A 15,705-nucleotide genomic window follows, 5' to 3' on the forward strand; every position below is an offset into this window, starting at 1 on the left:
CGTACTCGAGTCCCGGGTCAGCGGCGGTCGTTCGCCAGCAGTCTGCGGCGATGTCCGACGACCCGATGCCCGACCTGCCGCAGGAGTCCTGAGCTTCGCCCCATCAGCTCCAGCCCACTCGCCGGCTCCTGCTGACCCCCGTAGGCAGGGTTTGGATGGTTCTGGGTCAGAGTGGTTTCCCCACCGGGGGCCCGGCAGGACGAAGCCGTCGCCTGCTGGGAGTCCGCCGTACTTCGCGCCCCTCGGATACGGTGGTCCTGACCGGAACAGAGAAGGGGCGTGGGCGTGACGGAGGTAGAAGGTTCCGATCGCTCGCTCGAACCGTTCCGTTCGGAGTTGCTGGCGTACTGCTACCGGATGCTCGGCTCGTCTCACGACGCTGAGGACCTGGTGCAGGACACGTACCTGAGGGCATGGCGAGCGCGGGAGCAGTACGACGCGACCCGCAGCTCGCTGCGCACCTGGCTCTACCGGATCGCGACGAACGCCTGCCTGACCGCCCTTGAGGTACGCGGTCGCCGGCCGCTGCCGTCGGGCCTGGTGGCCGCCTCGGAGCCGCTCGCTCCGTTCGTGCCGGGAGAGAACGCCGCCTGGCTCCAGCCGCTGCCGGACTCCTTGCTGGAAGCGGGTGATCCGGCCGGGGCCGTGATCGACCGCAGCAGCCTGCGGCTGGCGTTCGCCGCCGCACTACAACACCTGTCGGCACGTCAGCGCGGCGCCCTGATCCTGCGTGACGTGCTCGGCTTCTCCGCGTCCGAGGCGGCCGGCATCCTCGGTACCACCGTCGTGTCGGTGAACAGCTCGCTGCAGCGGGCGCGTGTCCGGGTGAAGGAGGTCGGGGTCCAGCAGGATCGTCTCAGCGAGCCGTCCGCGGCCGAGCAGCGCGCCTGGGTGGAACGCTACATGAAGGCGTTCGAGAACGCCGACGTCGAGGGCCTCAAACAGTTGCTCACCGAGGACGTCCTCATGGAGATGCCCCCGATGCTCAACTGGTTCGCCGGCCCCGACAACTATGGCGTCTTCATGGAGTGGGTCTTCGAACAGGCCGGAAGGGACTGGGTCCTCAAGGCGGTCGCGGCCAACGGCCAGGCCGGGTTCGCCGCTTACCGGCGCGTCGAGACGCATACCAGCTGCACACGCTCCAGGTCTTCACCGTCACCGCCCAGGGCATCAGCCGGAACTCGGTGTTCCAGGACCCCGAGATCTTCGCGGCCTTCGGCCTGGCGGCCGGACTCGACGCCCAGGGCCTCGGCGTCGTCGAGTGACGCGTCCGGTGCTGCTCCGCGTGCGTTCGTGGAGGGGTGTTCGGGAACGTCGTCCTGGTAGCCGTCCCGCTTGCGAGGTGGAGGGCGAATCCCCACTTCCCTCATTGCCGCGGTCGAGGTGACCAGGTCGAACTGTCCTTCTCCGCCCTGACCGCCGGGTCCTGCGACACGGCGGCCGATCCCCGGCGTGACGGCCCGCCCGCGGCGGGCGATCCGAGCGGGCGATCCGCCACGCCCCGCGACGGGCCCTCGCCGTCCAGCACGGCGCACCACCTTTTTCCGCTGGCGCGATGAGTTCCGACCCCGGCGCCGGTATGTATTGACGAGTTCGCCGGAACACTCCGGGCGAACCGAACCACAAGGGAGAATCCGATGTCAGACAGCCGTCCGGACGACGTGGCCGCCATCCAGGCCGTTATGGCCGACTCCTACAAGGCCTGGTCGGCGGGTGACGCCGACGGCATGGTCGCCAACTACACCGAGGACTCGACCGCCATCATGACCGGCTCGCTCCGCGACAGCCGTGCCGTGATCCGCGAGAGCATGGCCCTGGCCTTCGCGGGACCGCTCAAGGACACCTCGACCTACAACAAGCAGCTCAGCATCCGCTTCGTCGGCAGGGACGCGGCGATCGTCATCAGCGAGTCCGGCATCCTCTTCGGCAGCCAGACCGAGGTCCCGCACGCGGCCAAGGTGAACAACACCTGGGTGCTCGAGAAGCGGGACGGCCAGTGGCTGATCGCCGCTTACCACAACAGCCCCGCGCAGGCGCCGGAGCAGTAAGCCCCTGCCGGTGGCAGGCAGTTACCGCGTGTAGTGGTGCAGGGGCCTGTCATCGCCGGCCGATGTCCCCGCCCTACCGTCGACCGCGTGGAGCCCCTGGGAAGGCGAGCTCTCGTCGAGCCCGTCCTCTGCCAGGGGCTCCGCGCGGACACCGCCGACACCAGCCGGCCCGCTTCGACCACCAGCCCCAGCCACCCAGCCACCCGTACGCGCCCGACAGCCGTGCGGCCGTCGAGGCGACCGCCCCGGGCCCATCCGCCTGGCGGATCCGCGCCGAACACACTGACTTGCCAACGAACGGGCGGTCGCGGATGTCCTTCCCGGCGACGGCGAGGACGTCGAAGAGCACCAGCGAGGCGGTCTGTTGGGACAGGGGTCTTGGCGTGTCCGCCAACAGACGACGGCACCGACGGGAAACGGCCCAGGTTGCCCTGGGCCGTCGACCGGCGGACGCCACCGAGGTGACTGCGCTTCGTAGGAAAGGTCCTGCTCCCACCATGTAGCGAGGGCAGGGAAGCTGTCCGCGGCCCGGACGCTATCAGGCAAATGCCGCAGACCGTCAATCGCCCCGACGTGAAGAGGGCTACCCGAGCGTCAGGTCCACCCGGGACTCGGTCTGACGCCACCCTGCCGCGATGAACGCGCGGGCCATGGGCCAGTTGGCGTCGTCGGTCGTGGCGATCAGCGTGGTGGCGCCCTCCGCGACGAGGTCGCGTGTCCCGGCGGCGACGAGCCGCCGGGCGAGGCCGCGCCCGCGGAACGCCTGGGCGACCCCCACCTGGGACAGGTATCCGTTGCCGCTCGGCATGACGCGGCGCACGACGAGCCCCGCGTCCTGCCCGTCGACCACGGCGAACCGGAAGTACTCGATCGGGTCGCCGTCGAGGAGGGACTCGGTCTCGTCGGCAGCGGCCGCCTCGAGGCCGCGCTCGGCGAGGTTGGCCTGGTCGCGGACGTCGAGCGAGCCGGGCAGCATCTGTCGTACGAACGCCTCCACGCGGCTGCGCCCACCGAGCCCGGCCGGTTCCAGCCCGACGGGCGGCACGCCCTCGCCCAGCCCGGCGTTGGGCGCGTGCTCGTAGTGCTTCCGGGTCACCAGGACGCGCCAGCCGTGCGCCTCGAAGGCCGCGACGACGGCGCGGGTCGCAGGTTCGTCGAGCGGGACGTCGGACGGCGGCGCGTCGAACGACGCCTCGACGTGCCCGTACGAGCGAGCCCAGTCCGTCGCGGCGCCGACGAGGGCCTCGGCGACGTGTGGGTCGTCCGGCAGGGAGATGAGGTCGATCAGCCCGTCGGACGGCGAGAGGGTGCGCGCGCCGACCAGGCCGAGCCCGGCGTCGTCGGGCCCTGGGCCGACGGCGGCCTGGCCGGGCCGGGCGGCCCAGACCAGCTCCGGGCGGCGAGCGCCGCGCTCGAAGAGGCGCTCGAGGGAGGGGGCGCCGAAGAGGGTGCGCTGGCCGGCGGTGTCGAACGTGGGGGTGCAGGACTGGACCAGCGCGACCGCGTCGTCGCGCGTAGCGGGGGAGAAGAGCTTCATGGGGAAGGTCCTTCGAGGTGGGCCGGGGATTCCCCGGCGGTCGGGCGTGTGCCCGACGGCGTGTCAGCCGACCTCGGGACCGAGGGCGGCCGGGGATGCGTGGAACATGTCGACCTCCCTTCGGCTCTGGCTCCGTGCGGAGCGATGGAGAACGTAGCACGGCACGACTGCTACCGGCGGTCCCGAAGCTCCGCGTTGATCTCGGCGACGCGGTGCATCGTGATGCCTGAGAGCTGTTCGGTCACGAGAGGGTGGTCCAGCTCCGGGTGCAGCTCGATCCACGGCACGACGCCAGGTTCGCGAGTGTGCAGCCGGGCGGCCATGGGGCTGGTCGTCGGCTCGTAGGGGAGGCGGGTGCAGACCCAGGCGAACATCGGCTCGAGCCTCGCGCGCGCCGGGTCGTCCCAGTGCGCGACCTGCTTGCTCATGCTGGCCTGGCTCAGCGAGACCCAGACGGACCACACGAACGTGCCGACTCCGTCGTCGAGCACCGGGATCTCGATGTGGCCACGAACGAAGTAGTGGCGGGTGCCGTCGATGCCCGGCAGGACGCACATGTCGGCGTTGAGCTCCCCGTCGGCCTGCTCCGCGTCGGTCGCCAGCCACCACGGGTCGGGGGCCGTCGGGCCGAAGACCATCGTGAGCCCTGAGTGTGCCTCTCCGCAGGTCGCGCACGTCCACGCCGTCATCCGACACCTCACGTCTCGGGAGAGCCGCCCGCTTGCGGCATGGAGGAGAACCTATCGGGCAAAACGATTAGGTGACCCGCCAAGGCTTGACGCAAACGACGGCGCCGGTATCGTAAACCGGACATTATATCGATTCACAGGAGTGGGCCCTCCGACTCCGTCCCCATCGAAGGAGCCTGCCGTGCACTCTCCCTCATCACGGCGCTGGAGCCGCTTGCGATGGATCGCCGCCTCGCTCGGCGCGGTCCTCGTCGCGGCGGCCCTGCCCGGACCGACCTCCACGGCCCACGCGGCCGTCACCCCTGGTACCTGGTACGTGGTCGCCAACGAGCACTCCGGGCTCGTGGTCGACATCGAGGGCCGTTCGACCTCGAACGGGGCCAAGGCGCTGTTGTGGAGCCGCACCGACGCGGCCAACCAGCAGTTCCGCTTCGTCGACGCGGGAGGCGGCTACTTCCGCATCGAAGCCCGGCACAGCGGTCAGGTGCTCGACGTCAGCGCGAAGAGCACCGCGAACGGCGCCGACATCGTCCAGTGGCCCAGCAACGGCGGCACCAACCAGCAGTGGCAGCTCAACGAGCAGTCCGACGGCTCCTACGAGATCGTCAACCGCAACTCCGGCAAGGCCCTCGACAACTGGGAACGGGCGACCGCGCCCGGCAGCCGCGTCTCGCAGTACGACCGCAACGGGTCCGCCGTGCAGCGCTGGCGGCTGATCCCCCTCGGTGGAGGCGGCGGAGGCCAGGCGGGTGACGGCTCGGTCCTGGACCGGAACCTCCAGTACTACGGCCGGTGGGCTCCCGACGGCTCATGGCGCACCATGGGCTGGGCCGGCGGCTACGTCGAGGCGGCCTTCGCCGGCTCCACGATCGGCGTCCGGCTGCGGAGCTCGATCGACCTGTACTACTCGGTCGACGGCGCACCCGAGCAATGGAGGCGAGGCGCCTCAGGAACCGTCACCCTCGCGTCGGGCCTCGGCGCCGGAACGCACACGGTCCGCATCGGTTTCCGCGAGCGCGCCGGGTCGTACACCGGTGATCCGGCGTTCGGCGGGTTCGCCCTCGCATCGGGCGGCTCGACGACGTCGATCGCACGCCCGGCCAGCTTCGTCGAGTTCATCGGCGACTCGATCACCGTGGGCCAGCCCAACGGCAACCGGCCCTTCACGGCCTACCCGTACCTGGTCGGGGAGGCGCTCGGCGCCGGGCACACCCAGGTGGCCCAGGGTGGCGCCTGCCTGGTCAGCACCTCGGACGGCTGCTACGGGATGATGGACTGGTTCCGCCGCTCGTCGGCCTGGGCGAGCCAGGACGACTGGAACTTCTCGACCTACCAGGCCACCGCCGTCGTGATCAACCTGGGCACGAACGACGTCGGGCACGGCGTCTCCACCACAGACTTCCAGCGCAACTATGTCGTGATGCTGGAGCGGGTGCGTCAGGCCTACCCGAACGCCGAGATCTTGGCGATGGGCGTGTTCCGGAACCGGTACGTGACGGAGACGCGGAACGCGGTCCAGGCTCGCGTCGCCGCCGGTGACACCCGGGTCCACTTCGTCGACACGAGCGGCTGGGTCGACCCGGCGACGGACACCCACGACAACGTCCACCCGACCGACGCCGGGCACCGCAAGATCGCCGGCCTGCTCGCCCCGATCATCGACCGGTACATCTAGCACAGCCGCGAGGTGGGCCTCGGCGACGACGCCGGGGCCCACCGCTCACACCCTGGAGCACAGATGCGCACTCCCGAATCCACCGGCCCGCTCGGGGCCGGGATCACCCGCCGGTCCCTGTTCGGTCTCGCGGCCGGGGCCGCTGCGGCGGCCGGCGGCCTCCTCACCGCCTCCCCGGCGCACGCGGCGTTCCGGACCGGCACCTGGTACGTCCTCCAGTCCCGCCATTCCGCCCTGGTCCTCGACATCGACGGGAGGTCGGCCACGACCGGCGCGAAGCTGGTGCAGTGGAACCGCACCGACGCGACCAACCAGCAGTTCCGCTTCGTCGACGCCGGCGGCGGCTACTACAAGGTCCAGGCCCGCCACTCGAACCTCGTGCTCGACGTCTACGGCAGGAGCACCGCGAACGGCGCCGACGTGGTCCAGTGGAGCGACACCGGTGGCACGAACCAGCAGTGGCAGATCATCGACGACGGCACCTACCTGCGCTTCGTCAACCGTCACTCCGGCAAGGCCCTCGATCTGTGGGAGAGGTCCACGACGCCCGGAGCCCGCATCTCGCAGTACGACTCCAACGGCAGCACCAACCAGCAGTGGCGACCCCTCCCCGTGGGGGTGCCGTCGGACGGGACGCCGACGATCTACATCGCCTCGGACTCGACCGCCCAGACCTACAGCTCCGGGTACTACCCGCAGATGGGCTGGGGCCAGAAGCTCGCGAACTACCTCGACGCGAGCACGACCGTGGCCAACCACGCCATCGGCGGGCGCTCCTCCCGCTCGTTCATCGAGCAGGGGCGCCTGGACGCCATCCTCAACGTCATCCAGCCGGGCGACTACCTGTTCGTCCAGTTCGGGCACAACGACGCCAGCTCGGGCAACCCCGAGCGGTACACCTCGCCCGCCGACTACAAGCGGTACCTCCGCGACAGCTACATGGCCGGGGCGACCGCACGAGGTGCCATACCGGTCCTGATCACCCCGGTCTCACGGCGCGACTACGACTCGAACGGCCAGTTCCGGGTCTCGTTCCCCGACTACGTGAACCGCGTCTACGAGCTGGCCGCCGAGACCGGCGTCGCGATGATCGACCTCTCGGCGCGCTCGCGGGCATACCTCACCTCGATCGGTCCCGAGGCGGCCAAGCGGGTGTTCCTCCACCTGAGCGCGGGCCAGTACCCGGCTTTCCCCGACGGGGTCACCGACAACACGCACTTCCAGGAGCACGGGGCCGACCAGATGGCGCGCATCGTCTCCGAGGGCACGGCCGCACTGCCCCTGCCGATCGCGAGCCACGTCCGATAGGCCCCGGATCACATGGACGAGGATCGGTTCCCGCTCGGCACGCCGTCGGGCGGCGATCGAGTCGGACCAGCGGTAGGTCAAGCAACCCACCACAGCATCGCGGCGCCGAGGGCGGCAGGTCCCTCAGCCGATCCAGACCACCATGCCCATCCCGGCGTCCGCCGCCTCACGGAAGAACCGGGCGAGCCCCGTCAGGTTCTCGACCAGCCACAGGGCGGTCTCGGGGTCGTCCCACCCGCCGGTCGGGTAGGTCTCCTCGGCGACGAGCTCGGCCGGGCTGACCGCCGCGACGACCCTGGCCGGGTCGACGTCGGCCAGCCGGCCGGCCAGCTCGCGGACACGCTCCGGACGCAGAGACCGGGGTGGGCCGTAGCCCCAGTCGTCCGCCCCGGGGATCTCGTCGTCGCCGTAGACGACGGCGTCGGACACCCCGGCGCGCTCGAGGACGAGGGCAAGGGCGTTCCAGGCCTTGTCGACGTCGAACAGGCGCGGGTCCTCGGAGCCGTACAGGTCCTCGACGGACTCCCGGAACGCGTCAGGGTCGGACACGGCCCGCTCCAGGTCCGTGGGCGCCAGGCGGAGGTACTCACCGATCATGCTCATGCTCGGAGGATAGGCGCGGGCACTGACAGTGCCAGGGCGCTCGCGGCTCCCTACCCGAGGACGAGCCCCGCGACGTCGTCGGCCACCTCGTCGGCGGCCCGTCCCGTCGTGTCGACGACGTGTCCCGGCCCGGGCTCCATGGCGCTCGCGGCGGCGGCCACGGTGCGCAGGTCCTCGATGCTGCGGCCGCGGAGCGGGTCGCCGGGCTGCGCCCAGCTTCCGCCGTCCCGACGGCTGACGATCCGCGCTTCGAGCTCGTCCGGCGCGGCGTCCAGCCGCACCAGGGTGCGCCGGTGCGGCGGGAACGCGGTCTCGTAGGCGGGGAGCCCGTCGTCGTCCACCTGGCCGACGACGACCAGGCGGCAGCACGTCCAGATCGGAGGGCGGGCCGACCGGTGCGGGGGTGGCCTGCGCGGTACCGGCCGGCGCCGGACCGGGCTCGGCCTCCGGCCAGCCGGCGACGGCACCGCGGACCGCAGCGACGACCTCACCCACCGTGAGCGCGGTCGTGTCGACGATGTGCGCAGCCCACCGCGCGCGATCCAGGTCGGCGGCCTCCGCGAGGGCGCCGCCCACCAGGTCGGCTGCGCCGCGTCGCTCCAGCCGGGCGGTGAGCACCGCGTCGTCGGCGCGCAGCCGGACCACGGCCAGGGCTGCGCCGGGCAGCAGGGCCGCGTCAGGCCCGAGCCGGGGATCGACGACGCCGGAGACGACGACGGCGCTCGCGCCCGCCGAGCGGTACGTCTCCAACACGACGGCGAGGTTGCGAGCCTTGGGGCTGTGCCGGTCCGGGTCGTCAGGCGGCTCGGGGTAGCAGATGCCGAGCTGGTCGATGTCGACGTACGCCACCCGCGGGCCGAGCTCCTCGCTCAACGCCCAGGCGACGGTCGACTTCCCCGAACCGGGCGGGCCACAGATCCACAGCACTGGCATCGTCACGGACGGAACCTACCGGCCTGGCCGGCCGGTGCGAAGCCAATAGTCGAACTACCGATCACACGGCGGCGTCGGCCCGCGAACCACGCAAGGTCAGCTCGAACACCGGGTGCTCGTCCGCCTCCGCGACGAACGCCGCGACGTCGTCGTCCAGCGTCGCCCGGAAGTAGGGGCGGGTCGCCGAAGCCACGCGCACGTACTTCTTCAGCACAGGCCCGGCCTCGGCGGCTGCGACCTCGCGCACCGTGTACGACGCCCGTTCCGTCCGTCGGCGGAGCGTCACGGACCCGTTGGCGCGCACGTTGCGGACCCAGGAGACCACCCCGTAGGGCGCGACCAGCCAGAGGTGGCCGTCGTGCACGACCAGGGTCGCCGGATGGGTGAGCTCGCGGCCGGTCGTGCGGCCCGTCGTGGTGAGCAGGTAGGTGCTGGGGACGAGCCCCAGCGCGACGAACCTGCTGATGATCGCGTCGCCGATCCTCCGGCCACGGCTCCGCCGGAACTGGCGGGCCGGCTGGTCAGGTGAGGTCATCGACGGTCAGCCATCCTCGCTGGACGGCGAGGGCGCCGGCCTGGAACCTGCTGGTGGCGTCGAGGCGCTCCATGAGGGCGCTGCTCAGCCTGCGGACGGTCCGGACGGAGACGCCGAGCCGGTGCGCGGCGGACTCGTCGGTCGATCCCTTGGCCCACAGCCGGAGGAGCTCGCACTCCTGGGCGGACAGCCCGTGGCCGTCCCTGGACCGGCTCGCGCCGAGGGGGTTCGACGAGCGCCAGACGTGCTGGAACAGCGCCGCGAGGGCGGCGACGATCCCGGGCGCGGTGAGCAGCACCGCCCCCGTGCCCGCCTCCGCCTGCCACTGCGGGACCAGCGCGTAGTCGTCGTCGATCAGGTGGAGCCGGATCGGGATGGCGGGTGCGAGCCGGATCTCCGCGCCGTGGTCACGCAGCCAGACGGCGTGCGCCCAGGTGTCGGGGTTGTTGCGGATGCTCTCCAGGTACACCGTGCGCATCTGCACGCCGCGGCCCAGGAGGGACTCGCCGAGCGGCCGGCTGGCTGCGATGCCCGCGGGCGTCGTCTTCCGGGTCGGCACGAAGCTGCGCCACTGGGTGGTGCAGCCCCGGGTCAGCCCCACGAGACGGTCGCGGACGTCCTGGACCGACTTGAGGACCTCGACGTCGGGCTCCTGCCGCAGGTCGCTCTGCGCCGCGAGGAGCTGCGCCAGGGCGACCCGGCCTTCCTCGATCTCCTGGTTGCGGCGGGCAAGCTGTGCCTGCTCGCGCGCCAGGAGTGCGGGGATCCCGACGGCAGGGCTCACGGCCCGGAGGTGTGACGATCCCGGCTGCGACTCCTGCACCAGCGCCATCCGCGCCAGCTCGTCGAGGGCGCCGCGCACGTCCTCCGGGGCCTGGCCCACGGTCTGGGCGAGGTTGTCCACGCCCGCCTCCGGAGTGCGCAGCATCTCCAGGTAGACGGCCTCTGCCGTCGCAGTCAGTCCGAGGATCTCGAGCATTGCCGCTCCGTGGTGCGTATCGCCGAAGGCCCTGTGCGGGGTCATCGACGTCCGGGTCATTCCTCAGGACTGTACCGGAACAACGTGAAGAGGGTTTTCACGGTATAAGCGCAGCACGACGAAGAGGCCCCCAGGGCACGGGGGCCTCTTCGTGTCGGGTCGACCTGGTGTCAGGTCAGCCAGTGCTTGCCGGCCTCGGCGGCGGTGATCTCGCCGAAGGTCCAGCCGCTCTCCATGCCGAGCTGCTCGGCCGCCGTGAAGGTGAGGCGCAGGGCCGTGCGAGCGGCCTGCTCCGCAGGCCCGAGCAGGAAGAAAGCGACCGCGAGACCGTCGGCACGGTCTTCGGCGTACACGTGCTCGAGCCGATCTTCATCCGTGGCCGACGACGTCACGGCGGACGCCAGGTGAGTGGCGCTCACCGCCGACGACTGCGCCCGGATGTAGGTCTTCACGAGGTGCACGATGTCAGTCCCACTGGGGGTCGGAGCTGACGAACGCGCTGTCCCACTGCGGGTCGGCCCGGTCCCACTGGGGGTCGGCCTGGGCGCCCGAGGCGACGGCGAAGGTGAGTGCTGCGCCGACGGCGGCGACAGCGAGAATGCGGAAGGTCTTGATCATGGAGTTCTCCGATCGGTTGGTGTGGCACCTTCCTATCCGGGCGCTCCTCGACCGGGCAACGAAATCTGGCTTCCGCTGAGTGCCATGGGCAGTACCTGCCACCTCGCGATCAGGACGCGGCCTGGCTCCTGAGCCGCCGCAGCATCCGCGGATCCTGGAATCCGACGGCGCGCGCCGCCGACCCGACGGTGGCGCCGTGCCCGATGAGGTGCTCCGCGCGCTCACGCCGGAGCGCCTGCTGGTAGCGCAGCGGGGTGAGGCCCGTGGCTCGGGTGAAGAGCCGGGTGAGCGTCCGGTCGGCGACGCCCACGAGCGCCGCCAGCTCGGCGAGGAGGAGCGGCTGGGCGAAGTGGGCGTCGATGTGGTCCTGGACGCGGTGGACGGCGTCGTCCACGTGCGACCGGTGCCGCAGCATCGTGCTCGCCTGCTGCTCCGTCCCGTTGCGGCGCGCGTAGACGACCATCTCCCGGGCGACGCGCGCCGCGAGCGCCGGGCCGTGCCGCATGGCGAGGAGGTGCAGGGTGAGGTCGATCCCGCTGGCGATGCCGGCAGAGGTGACGACGCGGTCGTCGGTGGTGAAGAGGACGTCGCGGACCACGCGTGCGGACGGGTAGCTGGCGGCGAGCTCGTCCTGGACGGAGTGGTGGGTGGTGCAGCGGCGGCCGTCGAGCAGCCCGGCCTGGCCCAGGGTGTCGGCTCCCGCGCAGACGCTCGCGACGGTGCCACCGGCGGCATGGTGGGCGCGGAGCCCGTCGCGCATCCTGGCGGTCAGGCGGGGTCGTGTCCGGAGCCCGGCCGCAACCCGCCACCCGGGCACGACGACGAGGTCGTCGGGGCCCAGGTCGGGCCAGTCCGTGCCGGCGACCAGGGGGAGGCCCTGGGCGGAGGTGACCGCGCCGTCGTCGGACACATACCGCAGGTCGTAGGGGAAGCCGAGGTCTCCCGCCGCGAAGAACGCCTGCGCGGGGCCGGCCAGGTCGAGCAGGTGGACCCCGGGCAGGAGCACGAACAGGACAGTGGTCATCCGGCCGATGCTGCCACCTTTTCCGGGCCGACGGCGGCCTCCGCCTCCAGCTCCGCGACGGTCGCGATGCGGGCGAACCGGTCGCGGAGGACCGCCTCGGTGCGCTCGAGGAGGTCGGCGGCGCTGAAGCGGCCGAGGGGGTCGGTGGTGGTCGCGTCGCTGACGAACGTCACGGCGTAGCCGAGGTCGGACGCGACGCGTGCGGTGGTCTCCACGCACTGCTCGGCGCGGATGCCGCACACGCGCAGCTCGCTCACGCCGTGCCCGGTGAGGATCTGCTGAAGGTTGGTGGTGGTGAACGCGTTGTGCGAGGTCTTGCGCAGGAGAGGCTCGCCCGGCAGGGGCTCGCCCAGCTCCTCGAAGAGGCGGACGTGCCCGGACTCCGGGTCGAACGGGTTGCCGGACCCGGGCTCGGTGTGGAGCACCCACACGACCAGGTCGCCCGCCGCGCGGGCGAGCGCGACGAGGCGGTTGACGGATCCGGCGATGCCGGGGTTGAGGGTGTCCGCCCAGAGGGGGCGGGCGCGGAAGGACTCCTGGACGTCGACCACGACGAGGGCTCGGTTCATGGCCCGAGTCTGTCCCGCGCGGGAGGGGAAGCACGAGACCGGATCCGGTCGGAGGGCGGACGGATCCGGTCACGCGCACGCCGGTCAGGTCACGGATGGAGCCGCGCGCCCTTGACCACCTTGTCCACGACGCGGCGGTCGCCCACCACGCCCAGGCCCACCAGGTCGAGCTTCTCCGTGGGGACGCCGGACACGGCGGCACGGTTGTCGGCGTCGTTCCCCGTGGCGAACAGGTCGGCGGTGTACAGGCTGAACCGGAGCCCGCGGTCCGCCGCCCTGCGCCGCACGGTCGCGAGCTGCTCGCCCGACGCCACCATCACCATGACGGGCACCCCGAGCATCGGGAGGTACGTGGCGCCGTCGGCGTCCCGGTAGGGCTCGCCCACCAGCTCCGGGCGGGCGGCCGTGACGCCGCTGACGAGGAAGGCCGTCACGTTGTTCTCCTGCCAGGCGAGCAGGTCGTCACGCAGCACGACGACGATCTTGGGCTGGTCGATCTCCATGCCCCGAGCATCCGGCCCCCGCGCAACCCTGGTCTTGTACGTTCTTGGCATGACCGCGGATCCCGACGAGGTGCGGGCCTGGCGCCCCGCGGTCCCCGGGGTCGCCGAGGTGCTGCACGCGCGGTGGGCGGAGCACGCCTACCCGCTCCACACCCACGACACCTGGACCGTCCTCGTCATCGACGAGGGCATGGTCGGCTACGCCCTCGACCGGCACGAGCACGCCGCCCTCACCTCCGGCGTGACGGTGCTCCCGCCGCACGTCGCCCACGACGGGCGATCTGTGACGCACGGCGGCTTCCGCAAGCGCGTCGTCTACCTGGACGCGGGCGTGCTCCCCGAGTCGCTCGTCGGCCGGGCCGTGGACGGGCCCCTCCTGCGCGACGCGGACCTGCGGTCCGGCGTCGTCCGGCTCGACCGCGCCCTCGTCGCCGGAGACCTGCTCGCCGCCGAGACCGGCCTGGCGCTCGCGGCGGAGCGGATCGCCTGGCACCTGCTCGGCAGGCCGTCGCTGCCCGACGGCGGCCCCGGGTCCGCCGTCGCGCGCGCGACGCGGGACCTGCTCGACGCCGACCCGACCGCCGACGTCCGCCTCGCCGACCTCGCCGCCGCCCTCGGCGTGACGACCCCGCACCTGGTGCGCTCGTTCACGCGAGAGTTCGGGCTGCCGCCGCACCGCTACCTCGTGGGGCGGCGGCTCGACCTGGCCCGGCGGCGGCTCCTCGCGGGCGAGCCCGCCGGCGACGTGGCGGCCGCGACCGGCTTCCACGACCAGTCGCACCTCACGCGGCACTTCCGCCGCCTCCTGCGCACGACGCCGGGCCGCTACCAGCGGGGCCGGTGAGAGATCCGGCGCTGTTTCAGGCGCGTCGGTCCCTTGTTGCGGCGTCGGTCGATTCGACCGACGCCGCGCGGTGGGCTGCGGGCACCCGTCAGACGAAGCCGAAGAGCGGCGGGAAGGCCACCACGACGACCGCTGCCCAAGCGCCGTACAGCGGCAGGTACTGCGTCTGCCAGCGCTCGAGGGCGGCGAACGGCCGCTGCCCGCGCAGGAAGCCGACGGTGAGCCACGCGGACCGGGCGAGGTGCACCAGCAGCAGGAGGTTCAGCCCGAGAGCCGCGATCTTGTTGGGGCTGGAGCCGAACTCCGCGATCCGGGTCACCATCGCCGTGAGCATCACGACGTCGACGGCGATGGCGGCGCCCACGAGGACGAGCTGCAGCCTGTCGAAGAAGCCGGGCGGGGCGAGGGAGTCGCGCGCGGAGACGGCGTAGAGCAGCAGCCCCATGACGAGCAGCAGGACGGCGTCGGTGAGGATGAGCAGCCCGCGGTCCACGTCGTCCAGGCCGCCGCCGGCGGCGAGGACGCCCAGGAACGCGAGCAGCATGAGGATGGTCAGGGGCGTGAACACCTTGGTCAGGACGGGGGCGATGTTCTCGACGACGTTCTGCTTGGCCTCCACCAGCCAGGCGGCGACCACGAGTGCGCCCGCCGGTGCGAACGGCATGATCCACTGCTCCATGACGAGCTCGAAGTCGACGCCCACGAGCTCGAAGATCGCGAACGTCAGGCCGATCAGGACGCCGCCGCCGAGGGCGAGCAGCGCGAGGTAGACCACGAGCTCGCCGGTGAACCGGGCGAAGTCCATGCGCCGGGCGTGGGACTGCCATGAGCCGCCGACGTACGCCAGCCCGACGAGCACCCACAGGACGGCCGGGGCGTGGAGGGCGGCGAGCCCTTCGGTCATGCCGATCTCGTTCGCGAAGGCCTCGGTGCCGCCGGTCGCGAACGGGTAGACGTTGAGGGCCACGGCGAGCGCGGCGAACGCGGCCAGCAGGATCGCCCCCACGCGGAGGGTGAGCCGGCGCTTCCACGCGAAGTACCCCGCGAGGAACGGGAGCACGAGCAGGCCGACGTTGCGCAGGAGGGCGGCGTCGCCGTCGAGGACGGAGACGCCGACCTTGACCGCGACCCCTGCCCCGACGGCGAACAGCAGGACGACGGCGAGCTCCCGCCACGCCGGAGCGCCGGAGCCTGCGGACTCGTCCGGGACGAGCGAGAGCTGCTTCCAGAGCCGGTCGGAGTGCTCGCGGGCGTACTCGCGGGACACCGTGTCCAGGTTCCCCAGGCGCTTGATCGCGACGAGGAACGCCTCCTCGTCGTCGAGGCCCGTCGCCTGGAGGTCGGTGACCTGCTCGCGCAGGTGGTCCTCCAGCTCCTCGACGTCGGCGGCGGAGATCGCCTGGCGGCGCAGCACGTACCCGCGCCAGGCGTCGATCTGGGCCTCGAGGCCCGCGTGAAGCCCCGTCATGCCCACACCTCCGCGACGACGGGCCGCTGGGCGGCCTGCCACACCTGCTTGAGTGCGTCGGCGACGACGCTCCACTGCTCCTGGCGCTCGGCGAGCACCTCGCGCCCGGCGGGCGTGATCGCGTAGTGCTTGCGCCGCCGCCCGGCCTCGGACGTTCCCCACGACGACGACACGTAGCCGAGCCGCTCCAGCCGGTGCAGCAGGGGGTAGAGCATGCCGTCGGTCCACTGCATGCGGCCGCCGGAGAGGTCGCTCACCCGCTTGAGGATCGCGTACCCGTACAGGTCGCCGTCCGACAGGATCCCCAGCACGAGGGGGGTTGCCGACGCTGCGACCAGGTCCTTTTCGATGCGCACCGGGCGCCTCCTTATA

At 71.9% G+C, this 15,705-nt stretch carries 18 protein-coding genes and 1 pseudogene; 5 read left to right on the plus strand and 14 right to left on the minus strand.

Annotation, left to right across the window (positions count from 1 at the left end):
* Positions 1–279 precede the first annotated feature (279 nt).
* Positions 280–1,326, plus strand: a complete 1,047-nt coding sequence (locus D1350_RS09785) for an RNA polymerase subunit sigma-70 (protein ID WP_206074490.1) — start codon at positions 280–282, stop codon at positions 1,324–1,326.
* A 311-nt stretch (positions 1,327–1,637) separates the two neighbouring features.
* The gene (locus D1350_RS09790) at positions 1,638–2,048 is read left to right on the plus strand and encodes an SgcJ/EcaC family oxidoreductase (protein ID WP_125775824.1); all 411 of its coding nucleotides are present in this window, start codon (positions 1,638–1,640) and stop codon (positions 2,046–2,048) included.
* 583 nt (positions 2,049–2,631) lie between these two features.
* Here D1350_RS09790 and D1350_RS09795 read toward each other — a convergent pair.
* Both D1350_RS09795 and D1350_RS09800 read right to left on the minus strand, forming a co-directional pair.
* Positions 2,632–3,585, minus strand: coding sequence for a GNAT family N-acetyltransferase (locus D1350_RS09795; RefSeq protein ID WP_125775825.1), 954 nt, complete (start codon positions 3,583–3,585; stop codon positions 2,632–2,634).
* Between the two features lie 170 nt (positions 3,586–3,755).
* Positions 3,756–4,274, minus strand: coding sequence for a DUF2199 domain-containing protein (locus D1350_RS09800; protein WP_125775826.1), 519 nt, complete (start codon positions 4,272–4,274; stop codon positions 3,756–3,758).
* 181 nt (positions 4,275–4,455) lie between these two features.
* Here D1350_RS09800 and D1350_RS09805 point away from each other — a divergent pair, with 181 nt between their 5' ends.
* Both D1350_RS09805 and D1350_RS09810 read left to right on the plus strand, forming a co-directional pair.
* Positions 4,456–5,949 (plus strand): RICIN domain-containing protein, encoded by a 1,494-nt coding sequence (locus tag D1350_RS09805; protein WP_164545111.1) that lies wholly within the window; start codon positions 4,456–4,458, stop codon positions 5,947–5,949.
* Positions 5,950–6,012: 63 nt separating this feature from the next.
* A complete protein-coding gene (locus D1350_RS09810; protein WP_125775828.1) occupies positions 6,013–7,257 on the plus strand; it encodes an RICIN domain-containing protein in 1,245 nt (414 codons plus the stop codon).
* Between the two features lie 123 nt (positions 7,258–7,380).
* Here D1350_RS09810 and D1350_RS24410 read toward each other — a convergent pair whose 3' ends face one another.
* The 10 genes and pseudogenes from D1350_RS24410 to D1350_RS09845 form a co-directional block, all read right to left on the minus strand.
* The gene (locus D1350_RS24410) at positions 7,381–7,860 is read right to left on the minus strand and encodes a YfbM family protein (RefSeq protein ID WP_240644015.1); all 480 of its coding nucleotides are present in this window, start codon (positions 7,858–7,860) and stop codon (positions 7,381–7,383) included.
* 50 nt (positions 7,861–7,910) lie between these two features.
* Positions 7,911–8,201: a hypothetical protein gene (locus D1350_RS24415; RefSeq protein ID WP_240644017.1), complete on the minus strand. Its 291-nt coding sequence runs from the start codon at positions 8,199–8,201 to the stop codon at positions 7,911–7,913.
* 229 nt (positions 8,202–8,430) lie between these two features.
* Positions 8,431–8,793, minus strand: a pseudogene (locus tag D1350_RS24880) (AAA family ATPase); the annotation flags it as partial.
* Positions 8,794–8,854: 61 nt separating this feature from the next.
* Positions 8,855–9,328 carry a nitroreductase family deazaflavin-dependent oxidoreductase gene (locus D1350_RS09820; RefSeq protein ID WP_125775830.1) on the minus strand — a complete coding sequence of 158 codons (474 nt, stop codon included), beginning with the start codon at positions 9,326–9,328 and terminating at the stop codon, positions 8,855–8,857.
* A complete protein-coding gene (locus D1350_RS09825; RefSeq protein ID WP_125775831.1) occupies positions 9,315–10,307 on the minus strand; it encodes a LuxR C-terminal-related transcriptional regulator in 993 nt (330 codons plus the stop codon). The genes D1350_RS09820 and D1350_RS09825 overlap by 14 nt, the downstream gene beginning before the upstream one ends.
* Positions 10,308–10,477: 170 nt before the next feature.
* A complete protein-coding gene (locus D1350_RS09830) occupies positions 10,478–10,759 on the minus strand; it encodes a hypothetical protein (RefSeq protein ID WP_125775832.1) in 282 nt (93 codons plus the stop codon).
* Between the two features lie 13 nt (positions 10,760–10,772).
* On the minus strand, positions 10,773–10,925 hold the full coding sequence (locus D1350_RS23670; protein ID WP_164545112.1) for a hypothetical protein: 153 nt from the start codon (positions 10,923–10,925) through the stop codon (positions 10,773–10,775).
* 109 nt (positions 10,926–11,034) lie between these two features.
* Entirely contained in the window at positions 11,035–11,949 is a 915-nt protein-coding gene (locus D1350_RS09835; protein ID WP_125775833.1) for a GlxA family transcriptional regulator, read from the minus strand.
* Positions 11,946–12,518, minus strand: a complete 573-nt coding sequence (locus tag D1350_RS09840) for a cysteine hydrolase family protein (RefSeq protein ID WP_125775834.1) — start codon at positions 12,516–12,518, stop codon at positions 11,946–11,948. Before D1350_RS09840 ends, D1350_RS09835 begins: the two co-directional genes overlap by 4 nt.
* 89 nt (positions 12,519–12,607) lie before the next feature.
* Positions 12,608–13,021, minus strand: coding sequence for a DUF2000 domain-containing protein (locus D1350_RS09845; protein ID WP_125775835.1), 414 nt, complete (start codon positions 13,019–13,021; stop codon positions 12,608–12,610).
* Positions 13,022–13,070: 49 nt separating this feature from the next.
* Between D1350_RS09845 and D1350_RS09850 the strand changes: the two genes are divergently transcribed.
* Positions 13,071–13,865 carry an AraC family transcriptional regulator gene (locus D1350_RS09850; protein WP_125775836.1) on the plus strand — a complete coding sequence of 265 codons (795 nt, stop codon included), beginning with the start codon at positions 13,071–13,073 and terminating at the stop codon, positions 13,863–13,865.
* 88 nt (positions 13,866–13,953) lie between these two features.
* Here the strand turns inward: D1350_RS09850 and D1350_RS09855 are convergent, their stop codons facing one another.
* Both D1350_RS09855 and D1350_RS09860 read right to left on the minus strand, forming a co-directional pair.
* Positions 13,954–15,333, minus strand: coding sequence for a permease prefix domain 1-containing protein (locus tag D1350_RS09855; protein WP_125775837.1), 1,380 nt, complete (start codon positions 15,331–15,333; stop codon positions 13,954–13,956).
* Positions 15,330–15,689 carry a PadR family transcriptional regulator gene (locus D1350_RS09860; RefSeq protein ID WP_125775838.1) on the minus strand — a complete coding sequence of 120 codons (360 nt, stop codon included), beginning with the start codon at positions 15,687–15,689 and terminating at the stop codon, positions 15,330–15,332. Before D1350_RS09860 ends, D1350_RS09855 begins: the two co-directional genes overlap by 4 nt.
* Positions 15,690–15,705: the final 16 nt, after the last annotated feature.

Source organism: Antribacter gilvus, from assembly GCF_003946865.1.
GTDB classification, from domain to species: Bacteria; Actinomycetota; Actinomycetes; order Actinomycetales; family Cellulomonadaceae; genus Antribacter; species Antribacter gilvus.

What these genes read in the sequence shown, in the direction of transcription:
- D1350_RS09790 (WP_125775824.1), top strand. Translation starts at nt 1,638, where the DNA reads ATGTCAGACAGCCGTCCGGACGACGTGGCCGCCATCCAGGCCGTTATG.
- D1350_RS09795 (WP_125775825.1), bottom strand. Translation starts at nt 3,585, where the DNA reads ATGAAGCTCTTCTCCCCCGCTACGCGCGACGACGCGGTCGCGCTGGTC.
- D1350_RS09800 (WP_125775826.1), bottom strand. Translation starts at nt 4,274, where the DNA reads ATGACGGCGTGGACGTGCGCGACCTGCGGAGAGGCACACTCAGGGCTC.
- D1350_RS09810 (WP_125775828.1), top strand. Translation starts at nt 6,013, where the DNA reads ATGCGCACTCCCGAATCCACCGGCCCGCTCGGGGCCGGGATCACCCGC.
- D1350_RS24410 (WP_240644015.1), bottom strand. Translation starts at nt 7,860, where the DNA reads ATGAGCATGATCGGTGAGTACCTCCGCCTGGCGCCCACGGACCTGGAG.
- D1350_RS09820 (WP_125775830.1), bottom strand. Translation starts at nt 9,328, where the DNA reads ATGACCTCACCTGACCAGCCGGCCCGCCAGTTCCGGCGGAGCCGTGGC.
- D1350_RS09825 (WP_125775831.1), bottom strand. Translation starts at nt 10,307, where the DNA reads ATGCTCGAGATCCTCGGACTGACTGCGACGGCAGAGGCCGTCTACCTG.
- D1350_RS23670 (WP_164545112.1), bottom strand. Translation starts at nt 10,925, where the DNA reads ATGATCAAGACCTTCCGCATTCTCGCTGTCGCCGCCGTCGGCGCAGCA.
- D1350_RS09835 (WP_125775833.1), bottom strand. Translation starts at nt 11,949, where the DNA reads ATGACCACTGTCCTGTTCGTGCTCCTGCCCGGGGTCCACCTGCTCGAC.
- D1350_RS09840 (WP_125775834.1), bottom strand. Translation starts at nt 12,518, where the DNA reads ATGAACCGAGCCCTCGTCGTGGTCGACGTCCAGGAGTCCTTCCGCGCC.
- D1350_RS09845 (WP_125775835.1), bottom strand. Translation starts at nt 13,021, where the DNA reads ATGGAGATCGACCAGCCCAAGATCGTCGTCGTGCTGCGTGACGACCTG.
- D1350_RS09850 (WP_125775836.1), top strand. Translation starts at nt 13,071, where the DNA reads ATGACCGCGGATCCCGACGAGGTGCGGGCCTGGCGCCCCGCGGTCCCC.
- D1350_RS09855 (WP_125775837.1), bottom strand. Translation starts at nt 15,333, where the DNA reads ATGACGGGGCTTCACGCGGGCCTCGAGGCCCAGATCGACGCCTGGCGC.